The organism is Nitratireductor sp. XY-223 (genome assembly GCF_004959855.1).
Lineage (GTDB): Bacteria > Pseudomonadota > Alphaproteobacteria > Rhizobiales > Rhizobiaceae > Hoeflea_A.
On sequence record NZ_SPNT01000001.1, the window covers coordinates 982,579 to 997,112 of the forward strand.

The 14,534-nt window shown below is 62.5% G+C and carries 13 protein-coding genes and 1 pseudogene; 4 read left to right on the forward strand and 10 right to left on the reverse strand.

All coding sequences use genetic code 11. The features are described 5' to 3' along the window. The first annotated feature begins 10 nt into the window (after window positions 1-10). Both E4M07_RS04350 and E4M07_RS04355 read left to right on the forward strand, forming a co-directional pair. Window positions 11-418, forward strand: a complete 408-nt coding sequence (locus tag E4M07_RS04350; RefSeq protein WP_136657043.1) for a carboxymuconolactone decarboxylase family protein — start codon at window positions 11-13, stop codon at window positions 416-418. Then, on the forward strand, window positions 418-1,389 hold the full coding sequence (locus E4M07_RS04355; RefSeq protein WP_136657044.1) for a quinone oxidoreductase: 972 nt from the start codon (window positions 418-420) through the stop codon (window positions 1,387-1,389). The genes E4M07_RS04350 and E4M07_RS04355 overlap by 1 nt, the downstream gene beginning before the upstream one ends. Before the next feature lie 6 nt (window positions 1,390-1,395). On the opposite strand, the gene E4M07_RS04360 is transcribed toward E4M07_RS04355, so the two are convergent. The 3 genes from E4M07_RS04360 to E4M07_RS04370 all read right to left on the reverse strand — a co-directional run bounded on the left by E4M07_RS04360 (window position 1,396) and on the right by E4M07_RS04370 (window position 3,744). Further along, the gene (locus tag E4M07_RS04360) at window positions 1,396-2,730 is read right to left on the reverse strand and encodes a DNA polymerase IV (protein WP_136657045.1); all 1,335 of its coding nucleotides are present in this window, start codon (window positions 2,728-2,730) and stop codon (window positions 1,396-1,398) included. Window positions 2,731-2,791: 61 nt separating this feature from the next. Next, complete coding sequence (locus E4M07_RS04365) at window positions 2,792-3,439, reverse strand: hypothetical protein (RefSeq protein WP_136657046.1); 648 nt, start codon at window positions 3,437-3,439, stop codon at window positions 2,792-2,794. Further along, window positions 3,439-3,744 (reverse strand): DUF3572 domain-containing protein, encoded by a 306-nt coding sequence (locus E4M07_RS04370; RefSeq protein ID WP_246660358.1) that lies wholly within the window; start codon window positions 3,742-3,744, stop codon window positions 3,439-3,441. The genes E4M07_RS04365 and E4M07_RS04370 overlap by 1 nt, the downstream gene beginning before the upstream one ends. Before the next feature lie 123 nt (window positions 3,745-3,867). Between E4M07_RS04370 and E4M07_RS04375 the strand changes: the two genes are divergently transcribed. Both E4M07_RS04375 and E4M07_RS04380 read left to right on the forward strand, forming a co-directional pair. Continuing rightward, window positions 3,868-4,239: a response regulator gene (locus tag E4M07_RS04375; protein WP_136657048.1), complete on the forward strand. Its 372-nt coding sequence runs from the start codon at window positions 3,868-3,870 to the stop codon at window positions 4,237-4,239. Between the two features lie 17 nt (window positions 4,240-4,256). Next, window positions 4,257-5,627 carry a PleD family two-component system response regulator gene (locus E4M07_RS04380; protein ID WP_136657049.1) on the forward strand — a complete coding sequence of 457 codons (1,371 nt, stop codon included), beginning with the start codon at window positions 4,257-4,259 and terminating at the stop codon, window positions 5,625-5,627. Window positions 5,628-6,042: 415 nt separating this feature from the next. Here E4M07_RS04380 and rpmG read toward each other — a convergent pair whose 3' ends face one another. The 7 genes and pseudogenes from rpmG to plsY form a co-directional block, all read right to left on the reverse strand. Further along, a complete protein-coding gene (rpmG, locus tag E4M07_RS04385) occupies window positions 6,043-6,210 on the reverse strand; it encodes a 50S ribosomal protein L33 (protein WP_136657050.1) in 168 nt (55 codons plus the stop codon). A 137-nt stretch (window positions 6,211-6,347) separates the two neighbouring features. After that, on the reverse strand, window positions 6,348-7,097 hold the full coding sequence (locus E4M07_RS04390; protein WP_136657051.1) for an NUDIX hydrolase: 750 nt from the start codon (window positions 7,095-7,097) through the stop codon (window positions 6,348-6,350). A 29-nt stretch (window positions 7,098-7,126) separates the two neighbouring features. Continuing rightward, entirely contained in the window at window positions 7,127-7,567 is a 441-nt protein-coding gene (locus tag E4M07_RS04395; RefSeq protein WP_136657052.1) for a DUF983 domain-containing protein, read from the reverse strand. A 2-nt stretch (window positions 7,568-7,569) separates the two neighbouring features. Continuing rightward, window positions 7,570-9,813, reverse strand: a pseudogene (rnr, locus tag E4M07_RS04400) (ribonuclease R); the annotation flags it as partial. 50 nt (window positions 9,814-9,863) lie between these two features. Continuing rightward, complete coding sequence (gene topA, locus E4M07_RS04405; RefSeq protein ID WP_136657054.1) at window positions 9,864-12,491, reverse strand: type I DNA topoisomerase; 2,628 nt, start codon at window positions 12,489-12,491, stop codon at window positions 9,864-9,866. A gap of 256 nt (window positions 12,492-12,747) precedes the next feature. After that, window positions 12,748-13,905: a DNA-processing protein DprA gene (gene dprA, locus E4M07_RS04410; protein ID WP_136657055.1), complete on the reverse strand. Its 1,158-nt coding sequence runs from the start codon at window positions 13,903-13,905 to the stop codon at window positions 12,748-12,750. Beyond that, window positions 13,905-14,519 carry a glycerol-3-phosphate 1-O-acyltransferase PlsY gene (plsY, locus tag E4M07_RS04415; RefSeq protein WP_136657056.1) on the reverse strand — a complete coding sequence of 205 codons (615 nt, stop codon included), beginning with the start codon at window positions 14,517-14,519 and terminating at the stop codon, window positions 13,905-13,907. The genes dprA and plsY overlap by 1 nt, the downstream gene beginning before the upstream one ends. Window positions 14,520-14,534 lie beyond the last annotated feature (15 nt).

Below are 14,534 nucleotides of genomic sequence, written 5' to 3' on the forward strand. Positions count from 1 at the left end.
AGTGCCAGCCATGTCCACTGTACCACCGCCGGCCGATCCGGAAGCGGATCCGGTCGTCAAACAGGTTTTTGACGACATCCGCGCCACGCGCGGCAGTGATTTCGTCAATCTGCTCTGGACGTACCTGGCCTTCGATCCGCCGCTGCTCAAACAGGTCTGGGAGGACGTCAAGGCGGTGATGGCGACGCCGTCGGCACTTGATCCGAAGACCAAGGAAATGATCTATGTTGCGGTATCGATCGCCAATTCCTGCAGCTACTGCGTCCATTCGCACACGGCGGCCGCAAGGGCTAAGGGGATGAGCGACGAGGAACATGCGGATCTGCTGCGCGTCGTCGCAACGGCTTCGAAGACCAACGCGCTGCTGAACGGTTTGCAGATACCGGTCGATCCGCAATTCAACAGGGAGACGAGCTAGTGGCCTATTCCGTCGTAGCGTCGAAAGCCGGAGGAAGTGATGTTCTCGAAGTCCGGGAGATCATGGCCCCGATACCGGGGCCGGGCGAGGTGCTTTTGCGTCACACCGCCATCGGCGTCAACTTTATCGACACCTACTTCCGGACCGGGCTCTATCCGTGGCCCGTCGACAGCGACCTGGTGCTCGGCGCCGAGGCTGCCGGCGTTGTCGAAGATGTGGGTCGGGATGTTGACGGCTTTTCAGTGGGCGACAGGGTGGCCTATGTTTCGGCCAACGGGGCCTATGCAAGCCACCGGACGATCGAGGCCTCGCAGCTCGTGCGGCTTCCGGACAACGTTTCGGACGAAACGGCGGCCGGCTGCATGGTCAAGGGGCTGACGGCCCGCTACCTGCTGCACGACAGTTTCAAGGTCGAGAAGGGCCACAACGTGCTGTTCCACGCGGCCGCCGGCGGCGTCGGACAGATCGCCGGGCAGTGGCTCGCCGCCATGGGAATCCGCGCGATCGGCACGGCGGGCGGGCCGGAGAAATGCGCGCTGGCGCTGAAGCACGGCTATGCGCAGGTCATCGACTACAGATCCGAGGACTTCGTCGAAAAGACGCGAGCGCTCGTGCCGGACGGTGTCGAGGTGGTCTATGATTCAGTCGGCAGGGACACCTATCCCGGATCACTCAACTGCCTGAAAATGCACGGAACAATGGTCAGCTTCGGACAGTCTTCGGGCGTCGCCGTGGACTTCAAGCTCGCCGACCTGGCGGCCGGCTCGTTCCACGTGACGCGGCCGATCCTCTTCCATTTCACCGCTCTGCCGGGTTGGCTCGACCGGGCTTCATCGGAGCTCTTTGCGCTGATTGGCGAGGGCACGATCAAGGTCGATGTGAACCAGACTTTCGGCCTGCGCGATGCGGCGAGCGCGCATGATGCGCTGGAAGGCCGCAAGACCACCGGAAGCACGATTCTGATCCCCTAAAGGCGTTTATCGCTGTTTGGGACCGGTTGCGTCGCGATCGCGCTGCGGCCGCGCGCTGCGCTGGCGGCCGAACGTGTATCCGGTCTCGACGGCGTCGCGGCCGAAACGGTCGCGGACCTTGTCGATCGCCTTCTCCGCGACCGCCCGCTGGGTGGCCTTGGTGTCGACAAGATCGGGCGGATCGGCGAGGTCGGCGGCGGAAAGGTCCGAAACGCCTATTCCGAGCAGCCGGTACCTGGTGCCGTCGAGCTCCTTTTCCAGCAGGGCAAGCCCTGTGTGGAAAATGCGGTCGGCAAGGCAGGTCGGATCGTCGAGCCTGCGGTTGCGCGTGCGGATCTTGAAGTCGGCGCTCTTGAGTTTCAGCACGATGGTCTGGCCGGCAATGTCGCTCTTCTTCAGACGACGCGATACCTTTTCCGATAGCGAGCGGAGCACGGCGACCAGGGTCTCGCGATCGGCGTGGTCGCTGTTGAAGGTCGTTTCGGCCGAAACGCTCTTGGCGCTGTCGCGGGTATGGACCTGGCGCGCGTCCTCACCGCGTGAGAGGTGGAAAAGGCGTTGTCCGATGGCGCCGTAACGCCGCATCAGGTCGCCTTCCTCCATCTCCTGCAACTGGCCGATCCGGGTGATTCCGTCGCGCTCGAGTGTCGCCGCGAAGGCCTTGCCGACGCCCCAGATCGTCGTGACCGGCATGTCCTTCAGGAAATCGATGGCTTCCGCTTCTCCGATCACCGAGAAACCGCGCGGCTTTTCCAGGTCCGAGGCGACCTTTGCCAGGAACTTGCAATAGGAAAGGCCGACGGAAACCGTGATGCCGATCTCCTCCTCGATGCGCCTGGCGAAGGCGGCGAGGGTGCGTGCCGGCGGGTTGCGGTGGAGTGTCTCGGTACCGGCGAGTTCGAGGAACGCCTCGTCAATGGAGATCGGCTGCACCAGCGGCGTCAGTTCCTCCATCATCCTGCGAACCTGCTTGCCGACGCGGCTGTATTTTTCCATGTCCGGTTTGACCACCACGGCCTGCGGGCAAGCCTTCAGGGCCTTGAACATCGGCATGGCGGAGCGCACGCCGTGGATTCGGGCGAGATAGCAGGCCGTCGAGACCACACCGCGCTTGCCGCCGCCGATGATCACCGGCTTGTCCGCCAGTTCCGGATTGTCGCGCTTCTCGACGGTTGCGTAAAAGGCGTCGCAATCGACATGGGCGACCGTCAGCGAATAGAGCTCGTCGTGCCGCAAGACCCTGGGGCTGCCGCATTGCGTGCAACGGGGCTGACTGTCCTCCTGGTAGGTCAGGCAGTCGCGGCAAAAGCCGAATTTCGGATCCCGGTTGTTGGCCGACATTGCTCCACCGGTTCGGAACAAAGATTGAACATATTCGGTTTACGCCGCATCGGCGTAGCAATCAAGCGCCCATGTGGGCGCGAATGATCTGCTCGATATGGGGCCAGTCCTCGGCCTCGATGACATCGTCACCCGGATGCGGCGCCATGGAGCGGAACTGGGCGTTGCTCATGTAGTAGATGGCTTGCGTGGTCGGTGCATGTTTCTTCGCCGAATGCAGGTTGTAGATCATGTCATCGATGAAGATCAGCGGCAGCTCGCGCTCGCCATGGATCTCGCGGATAAGCGGGCCCTTTTCGGCGTTCGTCGCAACGAGCGGGTAGGTAAGGCCGTGCCGGTCGAGCAGCGTCCGCCTGATGTCGTAGTGGTGCGGCGGCATGGCCGAAAGAAACACGATATCGGCCAGTTCGGAAAGGCTAGACAGGACGGTTTCGACGTCGGTGGTCGGCGTTTGCCAATCCAGCTGTTCCGAAAAGAAGCGTTCCAGCAATTCCCGGCAGGCATCGTTTTCGGCCGCCTCGCCGCTGTCCAGGGCGATGATGTTTCCCGTCAGGCGAAAGGAACGCGGCAACAGTTCGTATCCATTGGCATTCAGGAAGGCGTTGAGAGGCGTCAGGAACTCGAGAACCACTTCGTCCACGTCGCAGACAACGAGCGGCTTGTCCTCGAGCGCGATCTGCGTATGACCAACCGTTGCCTGCGTGGTCATCAGGTGCTCCCTTCAAAGGGCTGCTCGCCGCCGAGCTCACGCCAGGCTTCGACGACCGTTTCGGGATCGATGTCGCGCGCGCTGCAATAGGCGAGCAGGGTCGGCTCATGTGCCATCAGAAAACCGAGAACACCGGCGAGAAATCCGGGTTCAGAGGAAGCCGCGCGCAGATTGTCGACGCTCAGGCCGGAAATTGCCAGAAACCGCGACATCATCTCACCGTCGCTGGCAATCCACGACAGCACATCGACAGCCAGTTCCTGGGTTTCGGCTTCCTTGTGCGATTGATTACGATTTGAGCCCACGGGTTTGCTTTTCTTCAACCAAATTGCGCTAGTTTGAAATCGGATCAGTTTTGAGAATCTGTCCGGCGGCAGCATAATGTCTGGTGGTGGAAGAGCAAGATTGACGGGGGCTGAGTGTGGTAAATGCCTAAACGGGTTATGATCGTTGAGGACAACGAGCTGAATATGAAGTTGTTCCGCGATCTCATTGAAGCATCCGGTTACGAGACGGTTCAGACCCGCAATGGGCTTGAAGCGCTTGATCTTGCCCGCAAGCACAAGCCCGATCTCATCCTCATGGATATCCAGCTTCCGGAGGTTTCCGGCCTTGAAGTCACGAAGTGGCTGAAAGAGGACGACGAACTGCATTCGATACCGATTATCGCCGTGACCGCCTTTGCCATGAAGGGCGACGAGGAAAGAATACGTCAGGGTGGCTGCGAGGCTTATATGTCCAAGCCGATATCGGTCCCCAAATTTGTTGAAACCATAAAAACTTATCTCGGCGACGGATAACCTGAGGAAGATTGCTGATGACAGCCCGCATCCTGGTCGTGGACGACATTCCCGCCAATGTAAAATTGCTGGAAGCGCGCCTGTTGGCCGAATATTTCGATGTCATTACCGCGGTGAACGGTGAGGAAGCCCTGGCGATTTGCGCCGACGGCCAGGTGGATCTGGTGCTTCTCGATATCATGATGCCGGGCATGGATGGCTTCGAGGTGTGCGAGCGCCTGAAGGCCGACAGCGCCACGACGCATATTCCGGTCGTCATGGTCACGGCGCTCGATCAGCCGTCAGACCGGGTGAGGGGCCTTCGTGCCGGCGCCGACGATTTCCTGACCAAGCCGGTCAACGACCTGCAACTGCTTGCCCGGGTCAAGAGCCTGGTGCGGCTGAAGGCACTGACCGACGAGCTGCGCATTCGCGCCCAGGCCGCCCACGATGTCGGCATCAACAGCCTTCTGGGCAGCAAGGCCATGGAAGACGGCATGGGACGGGCGCTGCTCGTGGACGAGCGCCGCAACTCCCAGGACCGCATCACCCAGATCCTGCGCAAGACGGCCGACCTGACAGTCATGTCGGATCCGCAGTCCGCGTTGTTCGAGGCAGCGGAAAACCCATACGAGCTGATCCTGGTCAGCTCGAATTTCTCGAACTCCGATCCGCTGCGCCTGTGTTCGCAGCTGCGTTCGCTCGACCGGACCCGTTTCGTGCCGCTGCTGCTGGTCTGCGATCAGGGTGAGGAGGATATCGTCAACCGGGCGCTTGAGCTCGGCGTCAACGACTACATCATCCGTCCGATCGATCCGAACGAACTGGTGGCCCGGTGCAGCACGCAGTTCCGCCGCAAGCGCTACAACGACTACCTGCGGTCCAGCGTCCAGCATTCCATCGAGCTTGCCGTTACCGATCCGCTGACCGGACTCTACAACAGGCGCTATCTTGATTCGCACATGCACATCCTGCTGGAGCGCTCGGTCGCGAGGGATCGGGTGCTGTCGGTGCTGGCCATTGATCTTGATCGATTCAAGGCGGTCAACGACACCTATGGCCACGATGTTGGCGACGAGGTTCTGCGCGAGTTTTCCAACCGGGTTCGCGCGGCAATCAGGGGCATCGACCTGGCCTGCCGGCTCGGCGGCGAGGAATTCGTCATCGTTCTTCCCGATACGGAAGGTTCCGTGGCCGAATCGATCGCCGAGAGGCTGCGCCGCGAGATTGCCGAGGTGCCGTTCCGGGCGGGACCGGAAGGACCGGAGCTCACCGTGACCGCCTCCGTCGGCGTCGCATCGCTGTCCGAAGCCGGCGAATCACCCGCGCAACTGCTTAAAAGGGCCGATAATGCGCTGTTTGAGGCCAAGGCGAGGGGTCGAAACCGGGTCGTCGCGCAGGCAGCGTAACTCTTCACGCCATTGGGCGGTGCAATGGCGCCCTTGTCTCGACGCTGATGGTAAGTCAGCGTATCCTGTCACAAAAGTCTGATTCTTAAGATTTATCGCAGGTTTCTCGGTTTCCGCCGTTTACCATGTGCTTATTTGCGGCGGCAAAACGGTTAAGAAAACGTTGATTTTTTTGCTCCGATGAGCAAATGTTGTGGATAGGGGTGAGGGTGGAACGGATTCCGTTCTGCGCACAGCCTATCGAATCGTCTACCCCATGGTGCTCAGGTCCGCCGCATCTCCTGGGTCGTGGGGTCGGCTGGTCGGCACAAGGAAATGTGGCCTCCTCGTACCGCAACCTGTGCTGACCAGCCCCCAATTAAAAAAGCCGCTTCGCAACGAAGCGGCCTTTTTTTGTCCAATCGGCAGCCTGTTGCTACTTGATCTTGGTTTCCTTGAACTCGACGTGCTTCCTGGCAACCGGGTCATACTTGGTCTTGACCATCTTTTCCGTCATCGTGCGGCTGTTCTTCTTGGTCACGTAAAAGTAGCCGGTGTCTGCAGTCGACTGCAGCTTGATTTTGATTGTGGTGGCTTTGGCCATTGATCTACCTGCCTTGCAAAAACGAAGCCGCGGACAGCCTAGAAGCCTCCACGGCGAAAATCTGCGCGGAAACTACAATTCGCGGTGAAAATGTCAAGTCCCGTCGCGAGCGGATTTGCCGCTATGTGGCGAAACGACTACAGCAGTTCACGGACAAAGCGCCCGTAGCGTGCCTGGTAGAAGGGAACGGGGCGACCAAAGGGCAGCGACCGGTCGTGGTTCAGTTCGTTCACCAGCTCGGTGATGATCGCCTGGGTGATACGCGGCATTTCGATCTGGCCGACCTCGGAGAGCCCGACCCATTTCAGGTCCAGGAGTTCGTTGCTCGATTCGGCGTCCGAATTGCCGATCTCGTCGCGGAAACAAGCAAAAAAACGGGTGTCGAAGCGGCGCGTTCTGCCCGGTGGCGTAATGGCCCGTGCGACGTAGCGGAGCGGTGAAATACTTGGCGCCATCCGGCGGCTGGCAAAGCCCGACCAGTCCGGGTGCCGGCTCACCGGGCCGGGTCCGCCCATCAGAATTCCGACCTCTTCGAAGGTCTCGCGTACGGCGGTTATCGCCAATGCGCGGGCGCGAAAGGCGCTGGCCGGTTTCGGCATCCTGTTGAGAAGCCTCTCCTCAACAGCAGGGTGCAGGTTGTCGGCCGCCGCAATGTATCCGTCGCCGCGATCCCGCCGGCCGCCGGGAAAGACGTAAGTGTCGGGCATGAAGGCGTGAGCGGTGTGGCGTTTGCCCATCAGAAGGGTGGGTTCGCTGCCGGACCGGTCGATCAGGATCAGGGTCGCCGCGTCCCTTGGACGCAGTTTCGGGCCGTTTCCGGAACCGCGACGGGCTTCTTTATCGAGACCGGGATCGGTGTTCTGCTCTGCGTTCTTCGGCTCCGCCATCGTCTTTTGTTACCCCCCGGATGCGCCGGCTATCCGCCGCTCACGATCTCGACCGCATCCTCTTCCTCGCCACCGAAGCCGTGCATGTAGTTGGCCCATTGCAGGCCGATGACAGCACCCTTCACGGGCTGGATCATGGCAAGCGCCATGACAAGGGTGAGCGGAATCCACATGGCGAGATGCTGCCAGCTGTTCCAGTCGAGAAATGGTTCAGCCATCATGTAGCCGCCTACCACGATATGGCCGACGATAAAGATGACCAGGTAGGGCGGCAGGTCGTCGGCCCGGTGGTGGTGCATCTCCTCACCGCAGCGCTCGCAGTTGTGCACCGGCTTCAGGAAAGACCGGAACAAGCGGCCCTCGGCGCAATGCGGACAGCGGCCCGACCAGCCCTTGGCAATGGCGCGCCACAGATCGCGCGATGGGCGGACGGGTGCGGGACGTTGTGAATAGACGTGTTGATCGGCCAAAGTCAGTATCCTCTGCGTTTTTTTCTCCGGGTGCCGTTTCCACGCGATGCACCCCGCTTTGCCTTGTGAAATGACCGGGTGGCGGCTGAGAGCTTGCGCCCCTCACTCAGCATTTCGAAGCGCAGCGCTCCGGCGAGGGGAATGGCTTCGGCAAGCCGGACCTCCACGCCGTCGCCCAACCGATAGCCTCTGCCGGTCTTCTCGCCGACCAGGGCCTGGTGCGCTTCGTCGTAGATATAATAGTCCAGCCCGAGTGTTGAAACCGGGATAAAGCCGTCTGCGCCAAATTGTTGCAGGGAGACGAAGAGACCTGCCTTGGTGACGCCGGATACGCGCCCCTCGAACTCCTCGCCGACACGGTCGGCCAGGTGGTGGGCGATCAGCCGGTCGACCGTCTCGCGCTCGGCCGCCATGGCGCGGCGCTCGAAGGTTGAGATTTCCGCCGAAATCTCTTCCAGCGCGGCCTCTTCCTCCGGCGTAATCCCGCCCTCGCCAAGCCCGAGCGAACCGATCAGCGCCCGGTGTACGATCAGGTCCGCATAACGCCTGATGGGAGAGGTGAAATGCGCATACTTCATCAGGTTTAGGCCGAAATGGCCAATATTTTCAGGGCTGTAGTTTGCCTGACTCTGGGTGCGCAGGACCATTTCGCTGACCATGGTCTCGTGCGGCTTGTTGCGCGCCTTGGTGAGAATGCCGTTGAAGCTGTTCGCCCGCAGATGCCCGCCCTTGGCGAGCGGTATGTCCAGCGTCTTGAGGAAATCGCGCAGCGCCTCCTGCTTGGCAAGCGACGGTGCGTCGTGGACGCGGTACACCAGCGGTTGGCGCTTGTTTTCCAGCGTCTCGGCAGCGGCGACGTTGGCCTGGATCATGAATTCCTCGATCAGCCGGTGTGCGTCGAGCCGCTCCGGAATGACCACCGTGTCGACCCGGCCGTCCTCATTGAGGCGCAGCTTGCGTTCCGGAATGTCGAGTTCGAGCGGCTGACGCCTGTCGCGGCCGCGCGAAAGGACGGCGTAGGCCTGCCACAGCGGCTTGAGGATGTCTTTCAAAAGCGGCCCGGTCTTTTCGTCCGGCGCACCGTCGGCGGCCGCTTGCGCCTGCGCATAACTCAGCCTGGCGAAGCTCTTCATCATGATCCGGTGGAACGTGTGGCCGATCTTGCGGCCCTCGGCCGAGAACACCATGCGCACCGCGAGTGCCGGCCGGTCGACGCCTTCCTTCAGGGAGCAAAGGTCGTTCGAGATGCGTTCCGGCAGCATCGGCACGACCCGGTCGGGAAAATAGACCGAGTTTCCGCGTTTCAGCGCCTCGCGGTCGAGCACAGACCCGGGGCGGACATAATGGGCGACATCGGCGATCGCCACGTAAACGACGACGCCGCCGGTATTGGACGGATTGTCGTCGGCCTCGGCGAACACCGCGTCGTCGTGATCCTTGGCGTCCGCCGGGTCGATCGTGATCAGCGGAAGGTTGCGCCAGTCCTCGCGCTTTGCGAGCGTCACCGGCTTGGCCTTTTCGGCTTCCGCAAGCACATTGGCGGGAAACCGGTACGGTATGCCGTGCGCGTGGATGGCAATCATCGAGATCGCCTTTTCGCTGGCGACCGATCCGACGACGCTGAGGACCTTGCCGCGCGGTATTCCGTAACGGCCGCCCCGGTTCGGCTCGACCTCGACAAGATCGCCGTCTTTCGCCTTGCCGACCAATTCGGGATCGATGACGATCTCCTTGCCGCGGCGCTCGATCGGCTCCATGCGGCCGCCGCCGCCCGGCGTTTCGCGGAACACGCCCATCAACGTTCCGCGTTGATGGTCCAGAACCTTCATGATGCGGGCCGTATGGGCCGGGCCGACCCCGTCCTCGGATGCTGAAATGCGGGCCAATACCCGGTCCCCCACGCCCGCTGCCGGTGCTCTGGCCTTGCCCCTTTTGTGGTTCGTTTGCCGGATCAGGACCGCCGGCGCCACCGTGCCGTCATCCTGCCACTCCGCCGGCCGGCCGATCAGGGCGCCATCGTCGTCGCGGGAGGTGATGTCGAGCACGGTCACCGGGGGCAGGGCGCCGGGCCGGATCAGCTGTTTGCGCCGCCGTGCCAGAAGGCCTTCGTCTTCGAGATCGCGTAAAATGCCCTTCAGCAGAACGCGGTCGTGGCCGCGGACCGCGAATGCCTTGGCGATGTCGCGCTTGGAGGCGCGGGAAGGGTGCTCGGCGATAAAGCGTAGGATCGTCTCCCGGTCAGGCACGCCGCGCTCAGGCCGGTTGCTTTTCCCGGGAGCCGTTCTTTTGGGCAAGTCTACTCCTCGGCCTTGACCGTCTTGCTCTTGCGCGCGGCCGGCTTCTTTGCAGTCTTCTTGCGCGTCGTCGACGCCTTTTTGCGGGTCGAACCGGATTTTTTGCCGCCGCCCTTGGCAGCCTTGGCGGCAATCAGTTCCAGTGCCTTTTCGACCGTGATCGATTGCGGATCGGCGTCCTTGGGCAGCGTCGCGTTGATCTTGCCCCAGTTGACGTAGGGACCGTAGCGTCCGTCGCGCACCGTGATGGGGCCGCCGTCCGGATGGTCGCCCAGTTCCTTGAGGGCTGCCGGTTTTGCGCGGCGGCCGGGACCTTTCGCCTGCTTTTCAGCCAGCACGGTGACCGCGCGGTTGAGGCCGATGGAGAACACGTCTTCGATCGTCTCCAGATTGGCGTAGACACCGTCATGCAGCAGGAACGGTCCGTAGCGGCCGAGGCCGGCTGAGATCATCTTGCCGGATTCCGGATGGGTGCCGACGTCGCGGGGCAGGGAGAGCAGCGCCACCGCCTTTTCGTGGTCGATGTCCTCGGGCTTCCAGTTCTTCGGAAGGCTGGAACGCTTCGCGCCCTTGCCGTCGCCCCTTTGGACATAGGGCCCGAAACGGCCGGTTCGCAACGTGATCTGCTCGCCGGTCAGCGGATCCTTGCCGAGATCCTTGGGGTCGTTGGAGGCGGCCGCCTCGTCGGACGCCGCGTCCGCCGAGAGCTGCCGCGTGTAGCCGCAATCGGGATAGTTCGAACAGCCGACGAAGGCGCCGTAGCGGCTGAGTTTCAGCGACAGGTTTCCGGTACCGCATTTCGGACAGATCCTCGGGTCGGAGCCGTCCTCGCGGGCAGGGAACACCAGAGGCGCCAGTTCCTCGTTGAGCGCGTCGAGGACATTGCTGACGCGCAGTTCCTTGGTGCCCTCGATGTGGTGGAGAAATTCGCGCCAGAAATCGCGCAGAACGTCCTTCCACTGCAGTTCGCCGGCGGATATGCGGTCCAGCTTTTCCTCAAGATCGGCGGTGAAATCATATTCGACGTAGCGGTCGAAGAAGTTCTCCAGGAACGCCGTCACCAGCCGTCCCTTCGCTTCCGGGATCAGCTTGCGGCTTTCGATCGCCACATATTCGCGGTCGCGCAAGGTCGCCAGGGTCGCCGCATAGGTGGAGGGCCGGCCGATACCGAGCTCTTCCATCTTCTTGATGAGCGACGCTTCCGAATAGCGCGGCGGCGGCTCGGTAAAGTGCTGCGTGGCGTTTATCTTCTCGCGCGCCAGCTCCTCGTTCGCGTTGATCGGCGGCAGCCGGCGGGCGTCGTCATTGTCGTCCGATGCCTCCGAATCTTCCTTCTGGTCGGTATAGGCGGCGATGAAGCCGTCGAACCGGATCACCGATCCGGTCGCCCTCAGGCCGGCGTGCTCGCCATTGTTGTCGGCCGAAATCTCAACGGCCGTGCGTTCGATTTCCGCCGGTGCCATCTGGCTGGCGATCGCCCTTTTCCAGACCAATTCGTAGAGCCGGTACTGGTCGCCGTCGAGATACTGCTTCATCGATTCGGGCGTGCGGCTGAAATCGGTGGGCCGGATGGCCTCGTGCGCTTCCTGCGCGTTCTTCGCCTTGGTCGCGTAGTGGCGGGGCGCGTCGGGACGGTAGCGTTCGCCGAAATGGGACGCAATGACAACGCGGGCGCCGTCGATGGCCTCGGACGCCATCTGCACGCCGTCGGTCCGCATATAGGTGATCAGGCCAACGGTCTCGCCGCCGATATCGAGGCCCTCATAAAGGCGCTGAGCGACCTGCATCGTCCGCGATGCATTAAAGCTGAGCTTGGAGGACGCGGCCTGCTGGAGCGTCGAGGTGGTGAAGGGCGGGGCCGGGTTGCGCCGTGTCGGCTTCGCCTCGACGCTGACGACGGAAAACTGCGCGCCCTCGAGCATTGACTTGAGCGATTCGGCCTGTTCGGCGTTGCCGATCGACATTTTCTGCAGCCGCTTGCCGTCGGCACTGACAAGGCGTGCCTCGAAACCGTCACCGCGCGGCGTCTGCAGGTGGGCGACCAACTGCCAGTATTCCTCGGACACGAAGCGCTCGATTTCGCTTTCGCGGTCGCAGACCAGACGCAGGGCCACGGACTGTACGCGGCCAGCTGATCGCGCACCGGGCAGCTTGCGCCACAGAACCGGCGACAGGTTGAAGCCGACGAGGTAGTCAAGCGCCCGGCGCGCGAGATAGGCGTCGACGAGCGATGCGTCGATGTCGCGCGGATGGGCCATAGCGTCGAGAACGGCCTGCTTGGTGATCGCGTTGAAGACGACGCGCTTGACCGGCTTGTCGTCGAGCACGCCGCGCTTCTTGCGCAGGACTTCGAGCACGTGCCACGAAATCGCCTCGCCCTCGCGGTCTGGGTCCGTCGCCAGAATCAGACCGTCGGAAGACTTTACGGCGTCGGAGATTTCCTTGAGCCGCTTGTTGGATGCGGAGTCGACCTGCCAGGTCATGTCAAAGTCTTCGTCCGGGTTGACCGACCCGTCCTTGGCCGGCAAATCGCGGACGTGACCGAACGACGCCAGGACCTTGTAACCCGGGCCGAGATACTTGTTTATGGTCTTGGCCTTGGCGGGTGACTCAACGACAACTACGTTCATATATCAACTCTGATGTGGTGCCCGAGGGGCAAATTCCGCTGCGTGATTTCCAATTGAATCGGCAATTCATCGCTCCGAAATGAACACCGAATTGCCGCGGGTCAAGGGCTGACGTCGGAATTTTTGCCCTGATAACCCGTTTGCAACACTTTGCACGCCATAGGGGTAAGCCCTTGCCGGCAAAGGGTTTGAGCAGCATTCCTAATGCATGATCGCGTCAATTGAAACCGGCTTGCCGCAATTCCGCGCGACAGGATTAATGCGCGGAACCGGGCAGGAGCGAAACCAGACCGCCCGGATGCCGGGCGAGTCTGCCCGCAAGATCGAGCTCGAGCAGAACGACATAAATTCCGGCCGGAGGAAGACCGGTGTGACGTACGATGTCATCGATCGCGACCGGCGCCGGGCCAAGTGCTTCGGTCACCCGCGAGCGATCCTCGGTCGTCGGCCCGTCCTGCGCCACCGTGGCAATCTGTTCCTCCTCGAGAGCAAACCGCTCGCTGCCGGAACGCGGCATATTTCCGTCCATCGGCGCCAGGGCGGCAAGAACGTCTTCGGCGTCGGTGGTGAGGATGGCGCCGTCCTTGATCAGGTCGTTGGTGCCCCTGGCGCGCGGATCGAGCGGCGAACCGGGCACGGCGAAAACAAGCCTGCCCATTTCCCCGGCCAGGCGCGCGGAGATAAGCGATCCCGATTTCTTTGCCGCCTCAACGACGACGAGACCCAGCGCCAGGCCCGCGATGATGCGGTTACGGCGCGGAAAATCGCGGGCGCGGGGCTCCCAGCCAAGCGGCATTTCGCTGACTGCAGCGCCTTTGCCGTTGGTGCAGATCTCATCCAGCAGGGGGACGTTCTGCGGCGGGTAGGGCCGGTCGAGGCCGCCCGCCATGACGGCGATGGTGCCCGTCTCCAATGCCGCCTCGTGGGCGGCGGCGTCGATGCCGCGGGCAAGGCCCGAGACAATCCCGTAACCCGACCGGCCGATATCGGCAGAGAGCGTTCGGGCGATGCGCCCGCCGACCGCCGATGCATTGCGGGAGCCGACGATGGCGACGCACGACCGTGCCAGCGCCTTGTCGGAGCCTCTAACGGCCAGGACCGGCGGTGCGCCGTCGCTGGCGCGCAACGCCGCCGGATATTGCGGCTCGCAAAGGCAAATGAAACGGTAACCCAACTCGTCGGCGGCTTCCATCTCGCGCGTCGCCGCTTCGGCGGAGCAGACGCGCAGCGTCCTGTTCGAGCCGCCTCGGCGCGACAGGTCTGGAAGCTGTTCGAGCGCCCTGCCTGCCGTTCCAAACCGGCCAAGCAGTCGCCTGAACGTCACCGGTCCGACATTCTCGCTGCGGGTGAGGCGCAACCAGGCCAGGCGCTCCTCGTCGGTGAGTGGCTGAATTCCGGGATCGCCGGCCGCCATCAGCCCTTTTCCCCGATCCGGCTTTCCTCGCCGGACAGAAGACGGGCGATGTTCGCCCGGTGCTTGATGAAGGTCATGGCGCTCATGACGGTGAAGAGCTCGGCGACCTGGATATGGCCAAGCAGGAACAGGGCGACAGGCACGACGATCGCGGATATCAGGGCGGCCAGCGACGAGTAGCGCGTGATCGCCGCGGTTGCCAGCCAGATGACGGCAAAAATGACGACGCCGATCGGCACGAGCCCGAGCAGCACGCCGACATAGGTGGCGATACCCTTGCCGCCGCGGAATTTCAGCCAAACGGGAAACAGATGTCCCATGAAAGCGCCGAATCCGGCGATGACGGCCGTGTCCGGTCCCCAGATGCTGGCGACCAGAACGGCGGCCGTGCCCTTGAGTGCGTCGAGAATCAGTGTCGCGGCCGCAAGCGCCTTGTTTCCCGTGCGCAGCACATTGGTCGCGCCGATGTTTCCCGAACCGATCTTGCGCACGTCCCCGAGGCCGGCCATGCGGGTCAGGATCAGTCCGAACGGGATCGATCCGAGCAGGTAGCCGAAGACCAGTGCCGCGGCGAAATAGGGCAGGCTGAGTTGCCAATTGATCGGATCCGGCATGGCGCTCTTCCCGTG